Raw genomic sequence first — 16,636 nt, 5'->3', positions numbered from 1 at the left:
CCTGTTACGGAGACGTCGCCTTGTCCGACAAGCTTGGCCCAGACCCCGAGAAGATCCTCCGCTACTCGTTCGCCTACGCGCCTCCGCTGATGATCGAGGCGGCGGTGCGGCTGAACGTCTTCGACGCCCTGGCCGACGGGCCTCGAAACCTCGACGACCTCGCCAAGACCGTCGGCGCCGATCGTCGAGGCCTGCGGATCTTGCTGAACGGGCTGGCTGGGCTCGAACTGGTCACCAAGCCGGCCGCCGACTCCTACGGCCTGACGCCCGAGGCCGACGCCTTCCTCGTGAGTTCGCGGCCCGCATTCCTGGGCGGGTTCTTCCGCCATACCAGCACCCAGCTGATGCCCAAGTGGCTGCGGCTGACCGACGTGGTGCGCGACGGCCGGACGCCCGAGGAGGTGAACCTGGAGTCCGACGGGGCGGCGTTCTTCGAACAGTTCGTCGAGGACATCTTCCCGTTGTCCCGCCCCGCCGCGATGGCGTTCGCGGACCGTGAGGGCCTGGCGGCGGCCGGCGGCCCGATCTCGGTCCTCGACGTCGGGGCCGGCTCCGGGGTGTGGAGCGTCTCCCTGGCCGAGAAATCCCCGCGCGTGCGGGCGACGGCCGTCGACTGGCCGGCCGTGCTGAAGGTCACCCGCCGGATCGCCGAGCGGCATGGCGTGGCCGACCGTTTCACGTTCTCGCCCGGCGACTTCTCGGTCGCCGACTTCGGGACGGGTCACCAGTACGCGACCATCGGACACATCCTCCACAGCGAGGGCCCGACCCGCAGCCAGGCGCTGCTCAAGAAGGTCTTCGACGCCCTTGCACCCGGCGGCAAGGTGGTAATCACCGAGTGGCTCGTCGACGAAGGCCGGACCGGCCCGCTCCCCTCGCTGATCTTCGCCGTGAACATGCTGGTCAATACGACCGAGGGCGACACCTTCAGCTTCCCCGAGATCGCCGGGTGGCTCGCCGCCGCCGGCTTCGTCGACGCGAAGCTGATCGATGACCTCCGATGCCCGTCGCCGATCATCGTCGCGACGAAGCCGTAACGACGTCGAGCGACCACCGGCGCCGCGGCCGAGATCCTCTTCTCTCCAAACATCGACGAGGACGCCAAGGAGCCGGCGACGGTCGTCATCCCGAGACGCCTGGAACGGTTTCCTTGGCTGAGCCTTCGGCGAAGGCGAAGCAGCCAGACCGCGCGCTCCAACGGCAAGAGATCCAGGCGTTTCGGCGTTCAGCCCGATGTTGGGACCGGGGTCTCCGGATTTGTCGCTAAAGAAGCAAGTGGAGAGCCGCCGCGCCCTCCCTACCGATCCGATGCTCAGGGTGTCGACAACGCCCTCCGGCCGCGATAGCCTTTGGGAGGATCGGATCTGGAGGCTCGGCATGGACTACCTTGATCCTGGGGAGAGGAGACGAAGATGGTGAGAGCAATCCGCTCTGCTACGGCGTCGCTGGCTTGTGCGCTCGCGCTGGGTGCCGGGACCGCCCTGGCCGGCGACCTGACCGAGAGCCTCAAGGCGGGCACGCCCGAGGTGAAGTCGGCCGGCGCGCTGGCGTTCGGGCCCGACGGCGTCCTGTTCGTGGCGGACCAGGCCGGTGGGGCGCTGTTCGCCCTCGACACCGGCGACCGTGGCCAGTCCCGGTCACAGACGCCTGCCCCGGTCAACGTCGAGGGGGTCGACGCCAAGATCGCCGGGATGCTCGGGACCACGCCGGATCAAATCTTGATCCGGGACCTGGCCGTCAACCCGTCCTCGGGAGAGGTTTATCTGTCCGTCGCGCGTGGCCGAGGCCCGGACGCCCCCGCGGCGATCGTCCGCGTGAACGCGAAGGGCGAGCCTCAGGAACTCCCGCTCAAGAACGTGAAGTTCGCGCGGGCCGAGCTCTCCGGCATCGCCTCGGGCCGTGGGCAGCAGGACGCGATCACGGACCTCGCCTACGTCGATGGTCGCGTTTTCATCGCGGGCCTGTCGAACGAGGAGTTCTCCTCAAGCCTCCGCGCCATCCCCTTCCCGTTCGCCGGGGCGAGTCAGCAGGGCGCGCACATCGAGATCTACCACGGCGCGCACGGCCGGTTCGAGACGACGTCGCCGGTCCGGACGTTCGTCCCCTACGAGATCAACGGCGATCCCTACATCCTCGCGGCCTACACCTGCACCCCGCTCGTCAAGTTCCCCGTCTCCGATCTGCGGCCCGGCGCCCGGGTCAAGGGGACGACCATCGCCGAGCTGGGCAACCGCAACAAGCCCTTGGATATGATCGTCTACCAGAAGGACGGGCGCGACTACTTCCTGCTGGCCAACAGCAGCCGAGGCGTCATGAAGATCTCCACCGACCGCGCTGGCACACAGGAGGGGATCGTCAAGCGCGTCAGCGACAAGGCCGGGCTCTCGTATGAGACCATCGACGCCCTGAAGGGGGTCGAGCAACTCGACAAGCTCGGCCGCGAGAGCGCCGTCGTCCTCACCCGAGGCGAGGGGGGCCGCCTCGATCTCAAGACGGTGTCGCTGCCGTAACTCGTCCCTGGCCCTGGGTATTCCTGATTGAAACGATGAACCTAGCCAGAACCTTCTTGTTGTGGACCGTGCCGACGGCGCTGGCCTTGGCCGCGCCGCCGGCGTTCGAGGTTGGGCCGTCGGTGGCGCTCCGCCGGCAGGGGGACCAGGCCACCGTCGACGTCAAGGGCCTGGACCCGGCGGACCTTTCCCGCCTCGCGGCGGTTGACTGGGACGGCCGCCGCTGGGCGAAGCTCTTCGCGGTCTCCGTCGAGGGCCAGGGGCCCGGCCAGCCGCCGGTCCTCGGCTCGTACCGGGTCGAGGCCGGCGTATTGCGGTTCGAGCCCCGCTTCCCGTTCGTCCCCGGCCTGCGGTACCGCGCCGTGTTCCAGCCCGACCTGCTGCCAGGCCACGAGGGGACTGGGCCCGCGGCCGAGCCCGTCGCGGTCGAGTTCGCGCTGCCGAAACCCGTATCCGTCGTCCCGACGGTCGTCCGGCAGGTCTACCCGAGCCGATCGACGCTGCCCGAGAACCAACTCAAGTTCTACCTCCACTTCAACGCCCCGATGAGCCAGGGAGACGTCTACGACTTCATCCACCTCCTTGACGCCGACGGCAAGGAGATCGACGGGGCGTTCCTGAAGCTCGACCAGGAACTCTGGGACCGTGACGGGCTCCGGCTGACCCTGCTCATCGATCCCGGCCGCATCAAGCGCGACGTTGGGCCCCGCGAGGGGTTCGGGCCCGTGCTGGAGGCGGGCAAGACCTACACGCTCCTGATCGACGCCCGATGGCCCGACGCCGAAGGCCGACCGCTCAAGGGGCCGTACCGCAAGACCTTCCGCACGACCAGCGCCGACGCCACCTGCCCCGACATCAAGACGTGGCGAGTCCGCCCGCCCGTCGCCGGCTCCGTCGCGCCTCTGATCGTCGAGGCGCCCGAGCCGCTCGACCACGCCCTCTTCAGCCGCCTCGTCCGCGTGCAGGGCCCTGACGGCCGCGACGTGCCCGGCCGTGTGAACGTCGCCGACGAGGAGACCCGCTGGTCCTTTACTCCCGACCGCCCCTGGCAAGGCGGCACTTATCAGCTCGCCGTCGACACGACCCTCGAAGACCTCGCCGGCAACAACCTCCGGCACCCCTTCGAACTCGACGTGTTCGAGCCCGTCGGCCGTCGCATCGAGGCCCGCGTCGTCAACCGCCCGTTCGAGGTCCGGCCGGCGGGGTCTTGACCCGGCCCCGGCCCTCTTCGGGAGTCGGCTTCGCTTCCGGCTTGTCCCTCGTGATAAGGAGGGCCTGAAGCGCCCATCCGGTGGTCGAAAGGCGCTGGGCGTAGCTCTCGCCGTCGGGCGGCCGGGTCGTCTCAGGCCAACTCCCGTCGGGGCGCTGGACGGCGATGAGGTAGGCGCGGCCGCGGCGGATCATCTTCGAGCGATCCGGGAAGTCGTCACAGCGGGCGAGGGCGAGTAGGACGACGGCGGCGTCGAACGGCTCGGCCGGCGCGTTGACGAACGGGCCCCAGCCGCCGCGGGACGCTTCACTCTTGCGGATCTGGTCGAGGCAACGCCGGCGCTGGGCGACCGCCTCGGGGTCGTCGGCGTTCCCCAACCCTTGGAGTACGGCGGCCGCGTCGAGGACGCTCTCCGCCGAAACCCGTCGGAGCCAACGGTCGGCCCGGTCGATGGCGGCGGCGAACCGTTTTGGGTCGGCCGCGCGGAGGGATCGGCGGGCCATGACCGTCGCCAGGCACGGCCCGTACGTGGCCGGCGAGCCGACGTTCCCCTCGGCGTCCACCCGCCATGACCCGTCGCCGCTCTGATCGCCCGCGACCAGGTCGGCCGCCCGCACGAGCGCCTTCCGGTCCTTCGATCGTCCCGCGTCGACCGCATCGGCCAGCGCCGCCGCGAACTGGACCCGCGCGAGCGCCTTATCACTGAACGGGCCTTCGCCGCCGTTGCGCTCCCAACGCTCGGGGTGCTCCAGCCAGCGGGTCGTTTCGGCGAGGGCCGCGTCGGGGACCGGATCGCCGAGCTTGGCGGCCTGGTAAAGCGCGCGGGCGGCGTCGCCGTTGTTGTGGCAGGAGAAACACTTGTTCTCGACCGGCCAGCGCGGGACTTCGCGGGCGAGGTAGGCGAGCGCGCGGGACTCCGGCGCGGCCGTCCCTGAGACCTCCGCGGCGGACGGAATCGAGCAACCAAGAATCAACGTCATGAAATTCATCAATAACATCACGTGCATTCTTATCATTGCAACTCAATTATCGAGTCACAGCCCGAGAAACGTCCGCGCCAGGCTCCTGCGCCCCTCGCAACGCTGGTGGAACGTGTAGCGACTGGGTCGGACTCGGCGGCATGCGCCCTAATGTACGCACTGTCGAGAGGCCGGGGAAGAGCGGCCACCTCGCGCCGATCGGCATGGAGGAGTTGCTCGGGACGGAGCGAAGACGGTGGGATGCATAACCGCTTCAAGCTGGGGCGCAACCCGGTGTACAACGAGTTGCCGCCGGGGGCGGGGACCGGGTAAGCTGGTACGATCCGAAAGGCCGCCCGACGCATCGCGCGGGGCGGCGGCCTCGTCCCCTTCCCCGTTCCTCGTCGACCGAGGTTTGCCATGTCCGACGACCCCTATCTGCGCCTCGAAGGCGTCGGCCGCTGCCGGCTGATTTCACGGATCGGCGAAGGGGGCATGGGAGTCGTCTACAAGGGCTTCCACAACGACCTCGACATTCCGGTGGCGGTCAAGTTCCTCAACCCGAGCCACTCGGCCCAGGCGCACGGGGCCGAGCGATTCCTCCGCGAGGCGAGGCTGGCCGCCCGGCTCAACCACCCGGGGATCGTCCGCGTCTTCGACTGCGGCGAGAAGGACGGCCACCTGTTCATCGTCATGGAGTTCATCGACGGCCAGAGCCTGGAAGACCACATCCACGAGCGCCAGGCGGTCGGCGTCGACCGCTCGTTGCAGATCGCCGAGGAGGTCGCCCGGGCGCTCGGCGAGGCGCTCAGCCAGGTCGGCGTGATCCACCGCGACGTCAAGCCGGCGAACATCCTTCTGACGTCGAGCGGCCAGGTGAAGCTCGCCGACCTCGGGCTGGCGAAAACCCTCGTCGCGGCCGGCGAGACTGTCGACTATTCTTCCGGTCGGACCGAAGGAGGCGCGGCCCTCGGGACCCCGAGCTACATGCCCCCCGAGCAGTTCATCGACGCTGCTCAAGTCGACCACCGGGCCGACATCTACTCGCTGGGCGCGACCCTCTACCACATGCTGGCGGGGACCGTGCCGTTCAAGGCGGATTCCGTCTTCGGCCTGATGCGGAAGATCGAGCGCGACGATCCCCCTCCGCTGCCGGCGCACGTCCCTCTGGCGGTCGAGCGGATCGTATCGCGGATGATGGCCAAGTCGCCCGACGACCGGTACGCGACCTACGCCGAGCTGATCGAAGACCTCCGCGCCGCGCAGCGGTCGAGCGAGCCGGCGGCGGGCGCGTCGATGCGGTCGGGCTCGAAGTTCTCGGGCTCGGTGATCATCCCCGCCGCGAAGACGGCCGGGCGCACGATCCCCTCGGCCTCGCCGAGCGAGAACCGGGTGCTCCTGGTGGTCGACGTGCAGAACGACTTCTGCCCCGGCGGCGCGCTGGCGGTCCCCGGCGGCGACGAGCTGCCGACGATCATCAACAAGCTCTCGCGGCGGTTCGCGCATGTGATCTTGACCCAGGACTGGCACCCCGAGGACCACCTGTCGTTCGCCTCGTCGCACCCCGGCGCGAAGCCGTTCACGAGCGTCGAGCTTTCGTACGGCCCGCAGATCCTCTGGCCCGACCACTGCGTCCAGAACGAGGAGGGCGCCGAGTTCCACCCGAAGCTCAAGGTCGAGCACTGCGAGATGATCATCCGCAAGGGGTATCACCGCGACATCGACTCGTACTCGGCCTTCTTCGAGAACGACCGGACGACACCGACGGGCCTGGCCGGCTACCTCCGCGAGCGCGGGCTCAACCGCCTGTTCCTCACCGGCCTGGCCACCGACTTCTGCGTCGCCTACTCGGCCCTCGACGCCCGCCGCCTCGGCTTCGAAGTCACCGTCATCGAATCCGCCTGCCGCGGCATCGACCTCGACGGCTCCCTCGAAGCGAGCTGGCTCCAGATGGAAGAAGCCGGCGTCATCCGGGCGTGAGGCGGCTGAAGCGGGCCATAAGACTGATCCATTACGACTGGCTGATGGATGAAACGGGTTCGACTCGTCAGCCCCCGTGCTGCAAGCCTCGGTCCGCGTCCACGGGTCGAGCGAACCCGTGGCCCCCGGTGTCAGTCCAAGAGCGAGATGTCCGAATCTTGGAACCCTCCTATGAAGGGTGTCTCGCCTTTCACGCCTCGCTTCTCGTGTAAGGCTTTGACCATCTGTTCAACGTCCTCCCTCGCTCGCTCGGCGTTCCCTCCTGTGACAAACTTCTCCCACTCGGGCTTAGCGAATTCCCATAGATGCTTTTCGTGGTCATCAAGTGAGACGACCTGCGTTTCCGTTATCGGATCCGACTTCCCGTGTGCGATATCGTTTCTGAACTCGAAGAGCTTCTTCATGATACTCCAGGGCCGCCGTCCATAGTCGACGGGGCATCCCAACTGCTCGGCGATCACTTCCAACTTTTTCTTCGGGCTCAATCGCTCCAACGCATTCCAATTCTGCTCTGAGAAGGATTTGGGGCCGATGTCATTCAAGTAGGCCTCGAACGTGAAGGCTGAAAATACAAGGCTGCCCATGAATTGATAATGCGATCCCTCCTCACGATCCTTCCCGTTCTTGAGTAGCGACCAAGATGCATGCCACAGTTCCGCATACGTGATCACTGTCCTGGTCTTGCGTATTGAGACCTTTTTCTCTTTCCCCACAAGAAGTCTCCAGCTCGGCGAAGTAATCGCAGCATTTCGTCGAGGTGATGGGCCAAGGCGGGTGCCACCGATTCGAGTGGCCTCGTGGCACCTAGTGGACTCTATGAATTGGTGGCCCCGACTGGCACAACAATCGCACCAATCTTGGATTTTACAGCGCGTTTCAAAATCACCTCCGCACTCAATTGTCGAGGCTCCAACAGTTCCGGCTGGCTGATCGGACCAAGGGCTTCAATGACATCGACGACAGAGAATTTTCTTCGGTCGACTAAGTATTTTGCGACCTGACGGTCTGCCGGCGACGGCAATGCAACCTCTTTGGGTAAAAAAGCATCCGCAGAGATAAACTGCTGAACAATCCCCCAGCCCCGATAAAATATCTCCATAAACGAAGCGTCGTGCGGGAGAGGACAAATTACTAGATTTCGCCTATCATCCTTCCGAACTGCATCGCTTGCTCCCTGCCTAGACGGAACTATACCCACACGAAGGCCTTTCGCGGCCTCAAGATCTTTTTCGTTGATTTTCACAGTCGTACCGACCCACCTATCAGAATCTGTGCATCCCATGAATAAGTCGGCCTTCCACAATCCACTGATGCTGTGTGGAAGTGCTAATCTGGCATTCGGTCGCCGAAACGCAGCGGCGACCGAATTAATATGTTGTTTTAATTTGATTGGCTGCCCCCGCGTTCCTACAAGCAATCTTGAGTCATCTGTGAGCTTTTGATCTGCTGTATCGATTAACTGCACCGCACCAGTCTTCTCGGCCCCAAACAAAATGGACGCCCTTTTTGACCCAGGAACCTTACATAGCTTTAATGAGTCATCTATTCGTTCCAAAATCTGATTGTCGTTATTTGTAATTCCAGCATGAACAGCCCATTCAAAGCAGATGCCACAATCTCCATCACCTTGGCGGTAGAGACGAGGCAGCATCATCAGTTTCACTTCGCTATAACCACCTGCTTCTTCCACCACTTCCTTTCTCAAGGCATACAGAGTTCCTTCAAGGATTGGCCGGACGACGGCAGTGAGCGCCGCCACCTCGTCTGCGATCCTATTCCGCTGGATCTCCTCACGAATCTCCATTACGCCCCCTTCAGAACCTGTCAGTAATTTGTTATGCGATTTATTTCGAGATCATTGGCAACTCATTCAAGCATATCACCTGAATCATGCGGACCAAACGAACCGCTTAGAATAGCGGCTTTGAAAAAGAAAACTAGTCCAGAAATCAGATGGCACAGTGGATCTCGTCGGTCCACTTGGCCCGACGGCGAGTGGCACGGGTTCGGCTCATCCGACCCCGTGGTGCAAGCCTCGGCGATCGGTCAACCGGCCCAGTCGACGACCAGCGGGGCGAGCATCGCTTGCGGCGAGGTGACGGCGCCGACCTGGACCGGCGTCGGGACGACGTGGATCCAGAATTTCAGGATCTTCGGACGATCGGGAGTCGCCGGGAGGGTGAAGCGTCGCTCGAGCTCGACCCGTCCGCCGGCTTCGATCGTGAAGCGGTCCGGGCCGCTCCGGGCGAAGTCGGCCACGGCGATCGCCGAACATCGGGTTGAATCCATGACATGGACCCAGCCTTCGGCCGCCCGGTCGGTGGGCGTCGCCACGGCGAATGGCTTGAGCCCCGACGCTCCCCCCTGCTCCATGAGCCACCGAGGGCCGGACTCTCCGAGCTTTGGAGCGGGACGGCTCTCGAAGGAGAGGACTTCTCCGCTCCGGAGATGGCTATAGACCGTCGAGCCCGCGCCACAATCGACGAGTGCGGGTTCCCCTTGAATCAAGAGGCTCAGGTCGAAGCCCATTGATCCGACGCGGTCGTCTGGGTCGTCGATCGTCCAGGTCGTCTCGATCCAGCTTTTCGAATTGACGAAGGAGAGGTCGACGATGGTCCGGAGCGGTTTGCCCCCCGGCATGGCGACCGTTCCGGTGAATCGCAGACCCACGGAAATCGGTCCTTGCCACCGCCAGACGGCGGAGCCGTCGCCGCCCTGCCGGGGGAGTTTCAGCGTCGTTCGTTTGCGGCTTTCGCGATCGGTCAGAAACAGCCCCCGCGAGTGAGGGGTGAAGTATTCCAGGTCCTTGGTCCGGATCGACGAGATCAGGCCCGACAGATCCTCGGGGATGGAAGAGGTCAGGTAGGGGTCGTTCCGGATCTGAAACAATCCCGCGTCGTGTTGTGAGCTGAGTCCCCCCCTGGGTTCAGCGCCGGGCGTCGCCGACGGGCCGAATTCCACCGTGTAGTCGGTGGTTTCGAGCGGCCCGGGGCTCGCGTTGAAGGCGAGGATCACTTCCCGCTGATCCGGTTCGAGCAAGCGAAACTGCGCGGGGACCACCTTCCCCTGGTGGAGCAGGCGATAGTGGGTCCCCTGCTCTCGGGTGTGGTTGGGGAGCACGGCGTGGACCGGGTAGCCGAACCGCCGCAGGCCCGCGGTTTCCTTCAGATGAAACGGAAGCGTCAGGCGGTCCGGGACGTTCGCGCCGGCGTCGGCGATTCGCGAGCTGCCTGCGACCGCCGCCGAACCGAGACAGTGGCCGAGAAATCGCCTGCGGTCGAGCATCATCCTTCGGCTCCGATAAATCGCGATTCGGGTCGGAAATCGGCTTGAGCCGATGAACGCGCCCGGCCGGCGGGCACCTCGTATTCCGCCGGTAGGGTCGGGCGGGAAGATTCTCGAAGACCAGCGCAATGCCGAGCGACCCTGGCCCGCCCCCGCCTGCGGCGACGGAAACGAGACGACCGCCCACTCGCGTATTGATCCGCAAACCCTTCAAGAGAGAGAACTTAAGCAACCCTTGCCCCGGCGTCGCGCGGCAGCCCGCTCCACAAATACAGCCGAGTCTAACAGGAACCGAGGCTTTCGCGAAACATCGGATTTGAATTCTAAAAAAAAACCAAGCACCCTGTTGAATTTAAGATCTTTGCGATCTAAAACTATGCGAACTTCACAGAACGAGTGGGCCAATATCGAAGTCGCTCGAAGCCGATTCTCTGGTCTCGAAGTCGAGAACCTAGGCCTACGAACCGGGATCGCCCAACCGCAGCAGCGCGTCCACAACCTGACATGAACTATCGGCGGTTTCGATGGATCGAGCCGTTCGACGAGAACGAATTCGTTGCTGCGATGCGTCCGGAGGATTCGGGCGCGGCGCGCAGTGCTCTCCGGAGAGGGAGGAGTCTCGATGTTCCTGAGAAGTCGAACGGATCTGCAAACTGCAAGGTCGAGCAAGATGATCGCGTCAAGCCGTGCGCGTCAGCGTCGAAGGCGTGCTGTCACGCTTCGGGTCGACGGACTCGAGCAGCGTCTGGTTCTCTCGGTTTCGGTGACCGCCGTCACGTCGTCGGCGGCGGTCACCAAGCTCCAGACGCTCTCGCTGCCGGGGGGGGACGCGAATCGCGTTTCGACGGACCTCCTCCAGGGGTACGCCCAGGCGGTGGGGACGTCGACGAACGCGAAGGCTCAGAACACCGCCTCGACGAACGTCATGCCCCTCATGACGGACGCGCAGGGGCGGGTGGGAGTAGCGATCACCACCGCGACCGCAACCACTCTGGCGCCGATCCTGACGTCGTTGGGCGTCAACGTGATCTCGGTGCTGCCGCTCTATAATAGGCTTGAGGCCTACATTCCGTGGTCGAAGCTGCCGACGATCTCGAACCTGGGGAGCAAGGGCGTGATGGGGATCATCGGCATCCCCAAGCCGATGACGAGCGCGGGTTTGGTGACGAGCGAAGGCGTGAACGTGATGGAGGCCGACCGCGTGCAGGCGTCCACTCCCGGCTACACCGGCGCCGGCGTCAAGGTGGGCGTGCTCAGCGACAGTTACAACTCCCTGGGGGGCGCGGCCGCGGACGTCGCCTCCGGAGACCTGCCCGCGTCGGGGGTGCAGGTGTTGCAAGATTCGTCCGGCGAGGACGAAGGCCGGGCCATGCTCCAGATCGTCCACGACGTCGCACCGGGGGCCAGTCTGGCCTTTGCGACGGCCAACGGCGGCGAGGGTAATTTCGCGGCCAACATCCGAAACCTGGCGAACGCCGGGGCCAAAGTCATCACGGACGACGTCTTCTATTTCGACGAGCCGTTCTTCCAGCCCAGCATCATCGCGCAGGCCGTGAACGACGTGGTGGCCAACAAGGGGGTCTCCTACTTCTCCTCGGCCGGCAATCTCGACACTCAGGGGTACGATACGGCGAGCCCGCAATCCTATGGCTCCAGCCCGCTCCATTTCACCACGGACGCGAGCTTCGGCGGATCGTGGTTCGATTTCAACCCGGGCGCCGGGACGAACGACCGGATGACGCTTACGCTTGCGGCCGGCCAGGCGCTGACGCTGGGCTTCCAGTGGGACCAGCCGTTCTACACCACGAACGGCGTCACCTCCGACCTGGACATCTACCTGGTCCAGCACAACAGCACCACCATCGTGGCTGGCAGCAACAGCAACAACCTCCTCAACCAGACGCCCCTGGAGATCTTCGGTTATCAGAACACCACCGGCTCCACGCAGCAGTACGATCTCATGATCAACCTGTACGCCGGGGCGACGCCCGGGGAGCTGAAATTCGTCAACTACGGCGCCAATTCCTATGGAGACGTGAACTTCGGGACGTTCGCCACGAACAGCGCCACTGTCAACTCCCACGCGGCCGTCGCCAGCGCCATGGGGGTCGGCGCGGTGCCGTTCTACGACCAGCGCACCCCCGAAAGCTTCACCTCGTTCGGTCCCGTCACGTTCCTTTTCGACGCCGCCGGCAATCGTCTCACCACGCCCGAGACGGTCGCCAAGCCCGACTTCTCGGCGCCGGACGGCGTCAGCACCACGTTCTTCGGCGGCAGCTTCATCAATGGCTACCCCAACTTCTTCGGCACGTCGGCGGCGGCGCCCCACGCTGCGGGCGCCGCGGCGTTGATCCTTCAGGCCAAACCCAGCTACACGCCCGCACAGGTCTACAGCCTTCTCAAGTCGACCGCCGACCCGAACATCGGCGCCGGCAACCCCAACCAGGTCGGCTCGGGCCTGATCGACGTCTACAAGGCCATCTTCGGGGGCCCGGTCCCCGTATACGCCAGCACGACCGACAATTTCGAGAGCGGCGCGCTGGGCACCCAGTGGCAGGTCTACACCGGCTCCGCGGGCCGGGTCCAGGTCACCTCCGACGGCGGGCCCGCCAGCGGCGCGTACCAGCTCGTCCTGAGTGGAAACCTTGACGGCTACGTCTTCCCCCACCTTGACGAGGCGGTCATGCACGTCAATCTGGCGGGGCGGACCGGCGCGAACCTGACGTTCGACCAGAAGTACGTGAACAACTTCGGCTCGCCGCCCACGGCGATGCCCTCGACGTTCACGGGTCACAACAACTCCTCGGGGGTGGCTTTCAGCGTCGACGGCACGCACTGGTATCGGATCACGAACCTGGGAAGCTCCTCCTCGACTCCGTATTCCACGCTCTCGTTCAACCTGAGCGCGATCGCCGCCTCGTACGGCGTCACGCTCGGCGCCGACACGCAGATCAAGTTCCAGGATTACAACGCGGACACGGGCTTCGCGCCGGATCTCGGGCTCGCCCTCGACAACGTGGTGGTCTCCGCCCACTCGGTCCTGACTCAAGACGCGATCGACATCGGCACGGCCCAGCGATCGGCGGTGCGTTCGCTGACCCTCAAGTTCCAGGGCCAGGTCACGACGCTTCCGACGTCGGCGTTCGGCCTCAAACGCACGGAGGACGGCCAGACCTTCCCGGTGGTCGTCGGCGCTCCGGTTTACTCCGGCGGGGTGACGACGGTCGTGCTGACCTTCGGCGGCGCCAACCTCAACGGCTCCTCGCTCCCCGACGGCCGTTACGTTCTGACCGTCGCCGGCAGTCAGATCCTCGACAATCTCGGCAATCCGGTCGATGCGGCGAACAACGGCGTCGCCGGCAGCGCGGGGACCATCTCGTTCTTCCGGTTCTTCGGTGATTCCAACGGCGACGGCGTCGTCGACGCCACCGACTATCTGGCGTTCCGAGCCGCGTACAACAGCCACACGGTAACAGCCGCGAACTCGTACTTCGACTACGACGGCGACGGCACGTTCTCGGCTCTGGACCTCAATATGTTCACGGTGAACTTCACCAAGCGGAAGCTGACCTGACCGAGGGCCGTCGCTTGACTGAGCGGCCGTCTCGATTCGCTTCGAGACGGCCGCCAGGCCGATCGCATCGACGAACGTCCGTCCCCCCTGGCAATCCCCAACCACTCGTCTGTTAGTGAGCACCCAAGATGAACCGAATTCAAATCGCCTTTCTTATCGTTACACTGCCCCTGGTTCTTGCACAATCCGCCTCGGCGGCTCTGATTCTCTCGCTCGACAAGAGTTATTACACCATCGATGGCGTCGGCAATACGACGGCGGTCCAGGTCTTCCTCTCTCAGACGCCGGACGGGCCTCAAGTCGGTGCGGGCAATGAACTGCTGTCCGCGGGCATCGAGCTGACGTTCGCAACCACAGGCGCGGCGACGGTCGGCGTGGCGACCGACGTCACCCCCGCCCCCGTGTGGGACGCCAGTTCCGTGAACATCTCCACGAACGGCTCGAACACGTTGGTCGACCTCGGATTGGTCTCCCTGCTGGGGATCAGCGACCTGTCCAGTCCCTTGCTTCTGGGAACCTTTGTTTTTACGGGCCAGTCGCTCGGCGGCACGGACGTCAGCGTGGCCACGCTGGAGCCTGGGTCAAGCTTTATCACGGCGCAAGGCGACGTCCTGGATCCCACTAGCGCGGCCGACGCCGTGGTCACGGTCGTGTCGGCGACCATCCCCGAGCCTAGCGCCCTGGTCATGGCTTCGCTCGGCGGCCTGATCTCGGCTGGCGGTTGCGGATGGTATCGTCGTATGCGTTCGGGCCGCGGCGCGCGGTGAATCCATCGGCCGTGCAAGCCGGCGGGGCGCCGGAGAGCTTCAAGTCCCATAAACGAATCAAGCCCCGCCGTCTGCCGCCGCGCCGGGTCCGGCGGCTGAACTCCCGTCCGCAACAAGCGGGTGGAAGACGTCGGTGCGGATCTTGGTAGGATCGCAGTTCCATTCGTCGTTCCAGTGACCAGTAGATCTCCCAGTTGGGACCTGCCAACGCGTACCCCTTGCTCCCGCACCATCGGCGAATCGCCTCGTGCGCCCGGTGGAGCTGGCCGTACGGCCCGTAATGGGTCGTTGTGGCCACGGGACCGGCTGGGGTGGCCGAGCCGACGACTTCGCCATGCCCGGCGAATGGAGCGGCGAGTTCCACACCGACTTCAAGGTTGATCTGATCGTCCCAGTAAACCGCGACATGCCGCCCTGCCCCTGTGACCTGTTGGGGGCGGACGACGTTCCAGACTGTGCCGCAGGCGTCTGGAACGATCCGGGGCAGTTCGCGAGTGCTCGCCTGACGGCGCACAACGGCCAGCGCGCGACTGCCAAGTTGTTCGAGTCGGACGTCGTACTCCATCGAGCCGTCCATCCCTCGCATGTCGCGGAAGTTGGCCGCCGTCTTGAGCGCCCGCTCCATCGGCGACAGCTTCGCCCACCCGAGCCGAGGCGTAACGCGACAAGATTTCGCAGCCAAGCTCGGTTTCGGATGGTGCGGAGCGTCGGACTTTGAGAGAGTTTTAAGGATGCGCCTTGGGACGACATCGCGTCGGCCTAGGACCTCCCCGCATCAATATTTGAAAAGCGGCCGGCGATGCGCCCTGGAAGGCGATCGGTGGCGGAGCGTCGAATGGGTGAGCCATTCCGGCGGGGGAGGACGATTATGAGTCCCGTTGAAGGAGCGTCTTCCGAGACCGCGACCGAGACGGCGGCGGTCTCGCCGCCCACGGAGGCGCCGCTCCCGCCGATTCACAAACCGTCGCGGCGACGGATCGCGCAGGGCGTCGCGGGGCTCGCGGCGCTGGTCGCGGTCGGATGGTGGCTGACGCCGATCGTTTGGAGGATGCTGAACACGGCGTCCACCGACGATGCCTACGTCAACGGCCACGTTACTTTCGTCGCGCCTCGCGTTCCGGGCCAGGTCGCGCGGGTGCTGGTGGACGACAACATGCGGGTCTCGAAGGGGGACCTGCTCGTGGAACTCGACCGCGAGCCGTACCAGGTGCTGCTCGACATCAAGAAGGCGGCGGTGGCCAACGCCGAGGCCGACGTGAGGGCCGCCGAGGCGCAGGTGCGGGCCACGTTGGGCGTGCTCCGCGGGCAGCGTTGGAAGCTCCAGACGGCGATGGAGCACGTCGACAACGACGTGGCGCTGCTCCGAGCCCGGGTCGCGGCCCTCCGGAGCAAGGAGGCGACCCACGACCGCGCGAAGGCCGACCTCAGCCGCGCCCAGGGGCTCTTGAACCGCACGGCGATCTCCCGCGAGGAGTTCGACCAGCGCCGCGAGGCCGAGCGGGTCGCCGACGCCCTGGCCAACCAGGCCAGAGAGGAAGTCTCGGAGACCCGGGTCTCGCTCGGCCTCCCTCCCCTCCCCGAAAACGGGGACCTGGCGAGCGTCCCCGCCGACCTCAACCAGACCTTCTCGGGCGTCCGCGAGGCGCTCGCCCAGTTGGTGCAGAGCGTCGCGCAGGTCGGCCTTCCCCTGGTCTCCTCGACCCAGACGCCGAAAGGGGCGATCGAGGAGTTCATCGGCCGCGACAAGGAGGGGAACATCGATCGCCTGCTGGCGAAGATCGTCCCGGACTCCCCGCCCGTCCGACAGGCCCACGCCAAGCTGGCCCAGGCCCAGCGCGACGCCGCCGAGGCGGAGCTGAACCTCCGCTACTGCGAGGTCCGCGCCGAGATCGACGGCGTGGTCACCCGCAGGAACGTCAATCCCGGCAACAACGTACAGGCCGGTCAGGCGGTCCTCGCCGTCCGATCGCTCACCGAGATCTGGATCGACGCCAACTTCAAGGAGACTCAGCTCGCCGACCTGAGGATCGGCCAGCGGGCCGAGGTGGAGGTCGACATGTACGGGTCGGAGCGGTTGTTCCGGGGCCGAGTGACCGGCTTCACAATGGGGACCGGCCAGACCCTGGCCGTCCTGCCCGCGCAGAACGCTACGGGGAACTTCGTCAAGGTCGTCCAGCGGCTGCCGGTCCGCATCGAGCTGGAAGATTACGACCCCGACCAGAACCCTCTCTTCGCGGGGCTCTCGGCGACCCCCTACGTGTTCGTGAAGGAGCCGCCTCAAGGGCCGGACGCCGGCAAGAGGCTGCAGGACGTCCGACGGTCCGCCCCCACGCCTTCGAAGTGAGGGGAGG

Annotated in this window: 12 protein-coding genes and 1 pseudogene; 8 read left to right on the top strand and 5 right to left on the bottom strand. The window is 65.4% G+C overall.

Annotated elements, in window-relative coordinates:
- Positions 1-20: 20 nt before the first annotated feature.
- The 3 genes from BSF38_RS16700 (at position 21) to BSF38_RS16690 (ending at position 3,721) form a co-directional block, all read left to right on the top strand.
- A complete protein-coding gene (locus BSF38_RS16700; RefSeq protein WP_076347477.1) occupies positions 21-1,037 on the top strand; it encodes a methyltransferase in 1,017 nt (338 codons plus the stop codon).
- Positions 1,038-1,412: 375 nt separating this feature from the next.
- On the top strand, positions 1,413-2,510 hold the full coding sequence (locus BSF38_RS16695) for a hypothetical protein (protein ID WP_076347475.1): 1,098 nt from the start codon (positions 1,413-1,415) through the stop codon (positions 2,508-2,510).
- A gap of 35 nt (positions 2,511-2,545) precedes the next feature.
- A complete protein-coding gene (locus BSF38_RS16690) occupies positions 2,546-3,721 on the top strand; it encodes an Ig-like domain-containing protein (RefSeq protein ID WP_076347473.1) in 1,176 nt (391 codons plus the stop codon).
- Here the strand turns inward: BSF38_RS16690 and BSF38_RS16685 are convergent.
- Complete coding sequence (locus tag BSF38_RS16685; protein ID WP_210405611.1) at positions 3,684-4,700, bottom strand: prenyltransferase/squalene oxidase repeat-containing protein; 1,017 nt, start codon at positions 4,698-4,700, stop codon at positions 3,684-3,686. The genes BSF38_RS16690 and BSF38_RS16685 overlap by 38 nt on opposite strands.
- A gap of 399 nt (positions 4,701-5,099) precedes the next feature.
- On the opposite strand from BSF38_RS16685, the pseudogene BSF38_RS32690 reads away from it, so the two are divergent.
- Positions 5,100-5,915: pseudogene (locus BSF38_RS32690) on the top strand (serine/threonine-protein kinase); the annotation flags it as partial.
- Between the two features lie 126 nt (positions 5,916-6,041).
- Complete coding sequence (gene pncA / locus BSF38_RS32685) at positions 6,042-6,659, top strand: bifunctional nicotinamidase/pyrazinamidase (RefSeq protein WP_420819242.1); 618 nt, start codon at positions 6,042-6,044, stop codon at positions 6,657-6,659.
- A gap of 131 nt (positions 6,660-6,790) precedes the next feature.
- Here the strand turns inward: pncA and BSF38_RS16675 are convergent, their stop codons facing one another.
- The 3 genes from BSF38_RS16675 to BSF38_RS16665 all read right to left on the bottom strand — a co-directional run bounded on the left by BSF38_RS16675 (position 6,791) and on the right by BSF38_RS16665 (position 9,947).
- The gene (locus BSF38_RS16675) at positions 6,791-7,372 is read right to left on the bottom strand and encodes a hypothetical protein (RefSeq protein WP_076347468.1); all 582 of its coding nucleotides are present in this window, start codon (positions 7,370-7,372) and stop codon (positions 6,791-6,793) included.
- Between the two features lie 101 nt (positions 7,373-7,473).
- A complete protein-coding gene (locus BSF38_RS30760; RefSeq protein ID WP_076347465.1) occupies positions 7,474-8,463 on the bottom strand; it encodes a hypothetical protein in 990 nt (329 codons plus the stop codon).
- Positions 8,464-8,705: 242 nt separating this feature from the next.
- On the bottom strand, positions 8,706-9,947 hold the full coding sequence (locus BSF38_RS16665) for a hypothetical protein (RefSeq protein WP_145952171.1): 1,242 nt from the start codon (positions 9,945-9,947) through the stop codon (positions 8,706-8,708).
- 760 nt (positions 9,948-10,707) lie between these two features.
- On the opposite strand from BSF38_RS16665, the gene BSF38_RS16660 reads away from it, so the two are divergent.
- Positions 10,708-13,518 carry a S8 family serine peptidase gene (locus BSF38_RS16660; RefSeq protein WP_076347461.1) on the top strand — a complete coding sequence of 937 codons (2,811 nt, stop codon included), beginning with the start codon at positions 10,708-10,710 and terminating at the stop codon, positions 13,516-13,518.
- Between the two features lie 128 nt (positions 13,519-13,646).
- Positions 13,647-14,285 (top strand): hypothetical protein, encoded by a 639-nt coding sequence (locus tag BSF38_RS16655; protein WP_076347459.1) that lies wholly within the window; start codon positions 13,647-13,649, stop codon positions 14,283-14,285.
- Here BSF38_RS16655 and BSF38_RS32680 read toward each other — a convergent pair.
- Entirely contained in the window at positions 14,203-14,850 is a 648-nt protein-coding gene (locus BSF38_RS32680; RefSeq protein WP_210405610.1) for a GyrI-like domain-containing protein, read from the bottom strand. The genes BSF38_RS16655 and BSF38_RS32680 overlap by 83 nt on opposite strands.
- 303 nt (positions 14,851-15,153) lie before the next feature.
- Between BSF38_RS32680 and BSF38_RS16645 the strand changes: the two genes are divergently transcribed.
- Positions 15,154-16,629, top strand: a complete 1,476-nt coding sequence (locus BSF38_RS16645) for an HlyD family secretion protein (protein WP_083713001.1) — start codon at positions 15,154-15,156, stop codon at positions 16,627-16,629.
- The last annotated feature ends 7 nt before the right edge of the window (positions 16,630-16,636 follow it).

Origin of the sequence: Paludisphaera borealis (assembly GCF_001956985.1) — a bacterium.
Lineage (GTDB): Bacteria > Planctomycetota > Planctomycetia > Isosphaerales > Isosphaeraceae > Paludisphaera > Paludisphaera borealis.
The sequence above is the reverse complement of the archived record's forward strand: the minus strand, read 5'-3'. Positions and strand labels throughout refer to the sequence as shown.

What these genes read in the sequence shown, in the direction of transcription:
- BSF38_RS16695 (WP_076347475.1), top strand. Translation starts at nt 1,413, where the DNA reads ATGGTGAGAGCAATCCGCTCTGCTACGGCGTCGCTGGCTTGTGCGCTC.
- BSF38_RS16690 (WP_076347473.1), top strand. Translation starts at nt 2,546, where the DNA reads ATGAACCTAGCCAGAACCTTCTTGTTGTGGACCGTGCCGACGGCGCTG.
- BSF38_RS16685 (WP_210405611.1), bottom strand. Translation starts at nt 4,700, where the DNA reads ATGACGTTGATTCTTGGTTGCTCGATTCCGTCCGCCGCGGAGGTCTCA.
- BSF38_RS30760 (WP_076347465.1), bottom strand. Translation starts at nt 8,463, where the DNA reads ATGGAGATTCGTGAGGAGATCCAGCGGAATAGGATCGCAGACGAGGTG.
- BSF38_RS16665 (WP_145952171.1), bottom strand. Translation starts at nt 9,947, where the DNA reads ATGATGCTCGACCGCAGGCGATTTCTCGGCCACTGTCTCGGTTCGGCG.
- BSF38_RS16655 (WP_076347459.1), top strand. Translation starts at nt 13,647, where the DNA reads ATGAACCGAATTCAAATCGCCTTTCTTATCGTTACACTGCCCCTGGTT.
- BSF38_RS32680 (WP_210405610.1), bottom strand. Translation starts at nt 14,850, where the DNA reads ATGGAGTACGACGTCCGACTCGAACAACTTGGCAGTCGCGCGCTGGCC.
- BSF38_RS16645 (WP_083713001.1), top strand. Translation starts at nt 15,154, where the DNA reads ATGAGTCCCGTTGAAGGAGCGTCTTCCGAGACCGCGACCGAGACGGCG.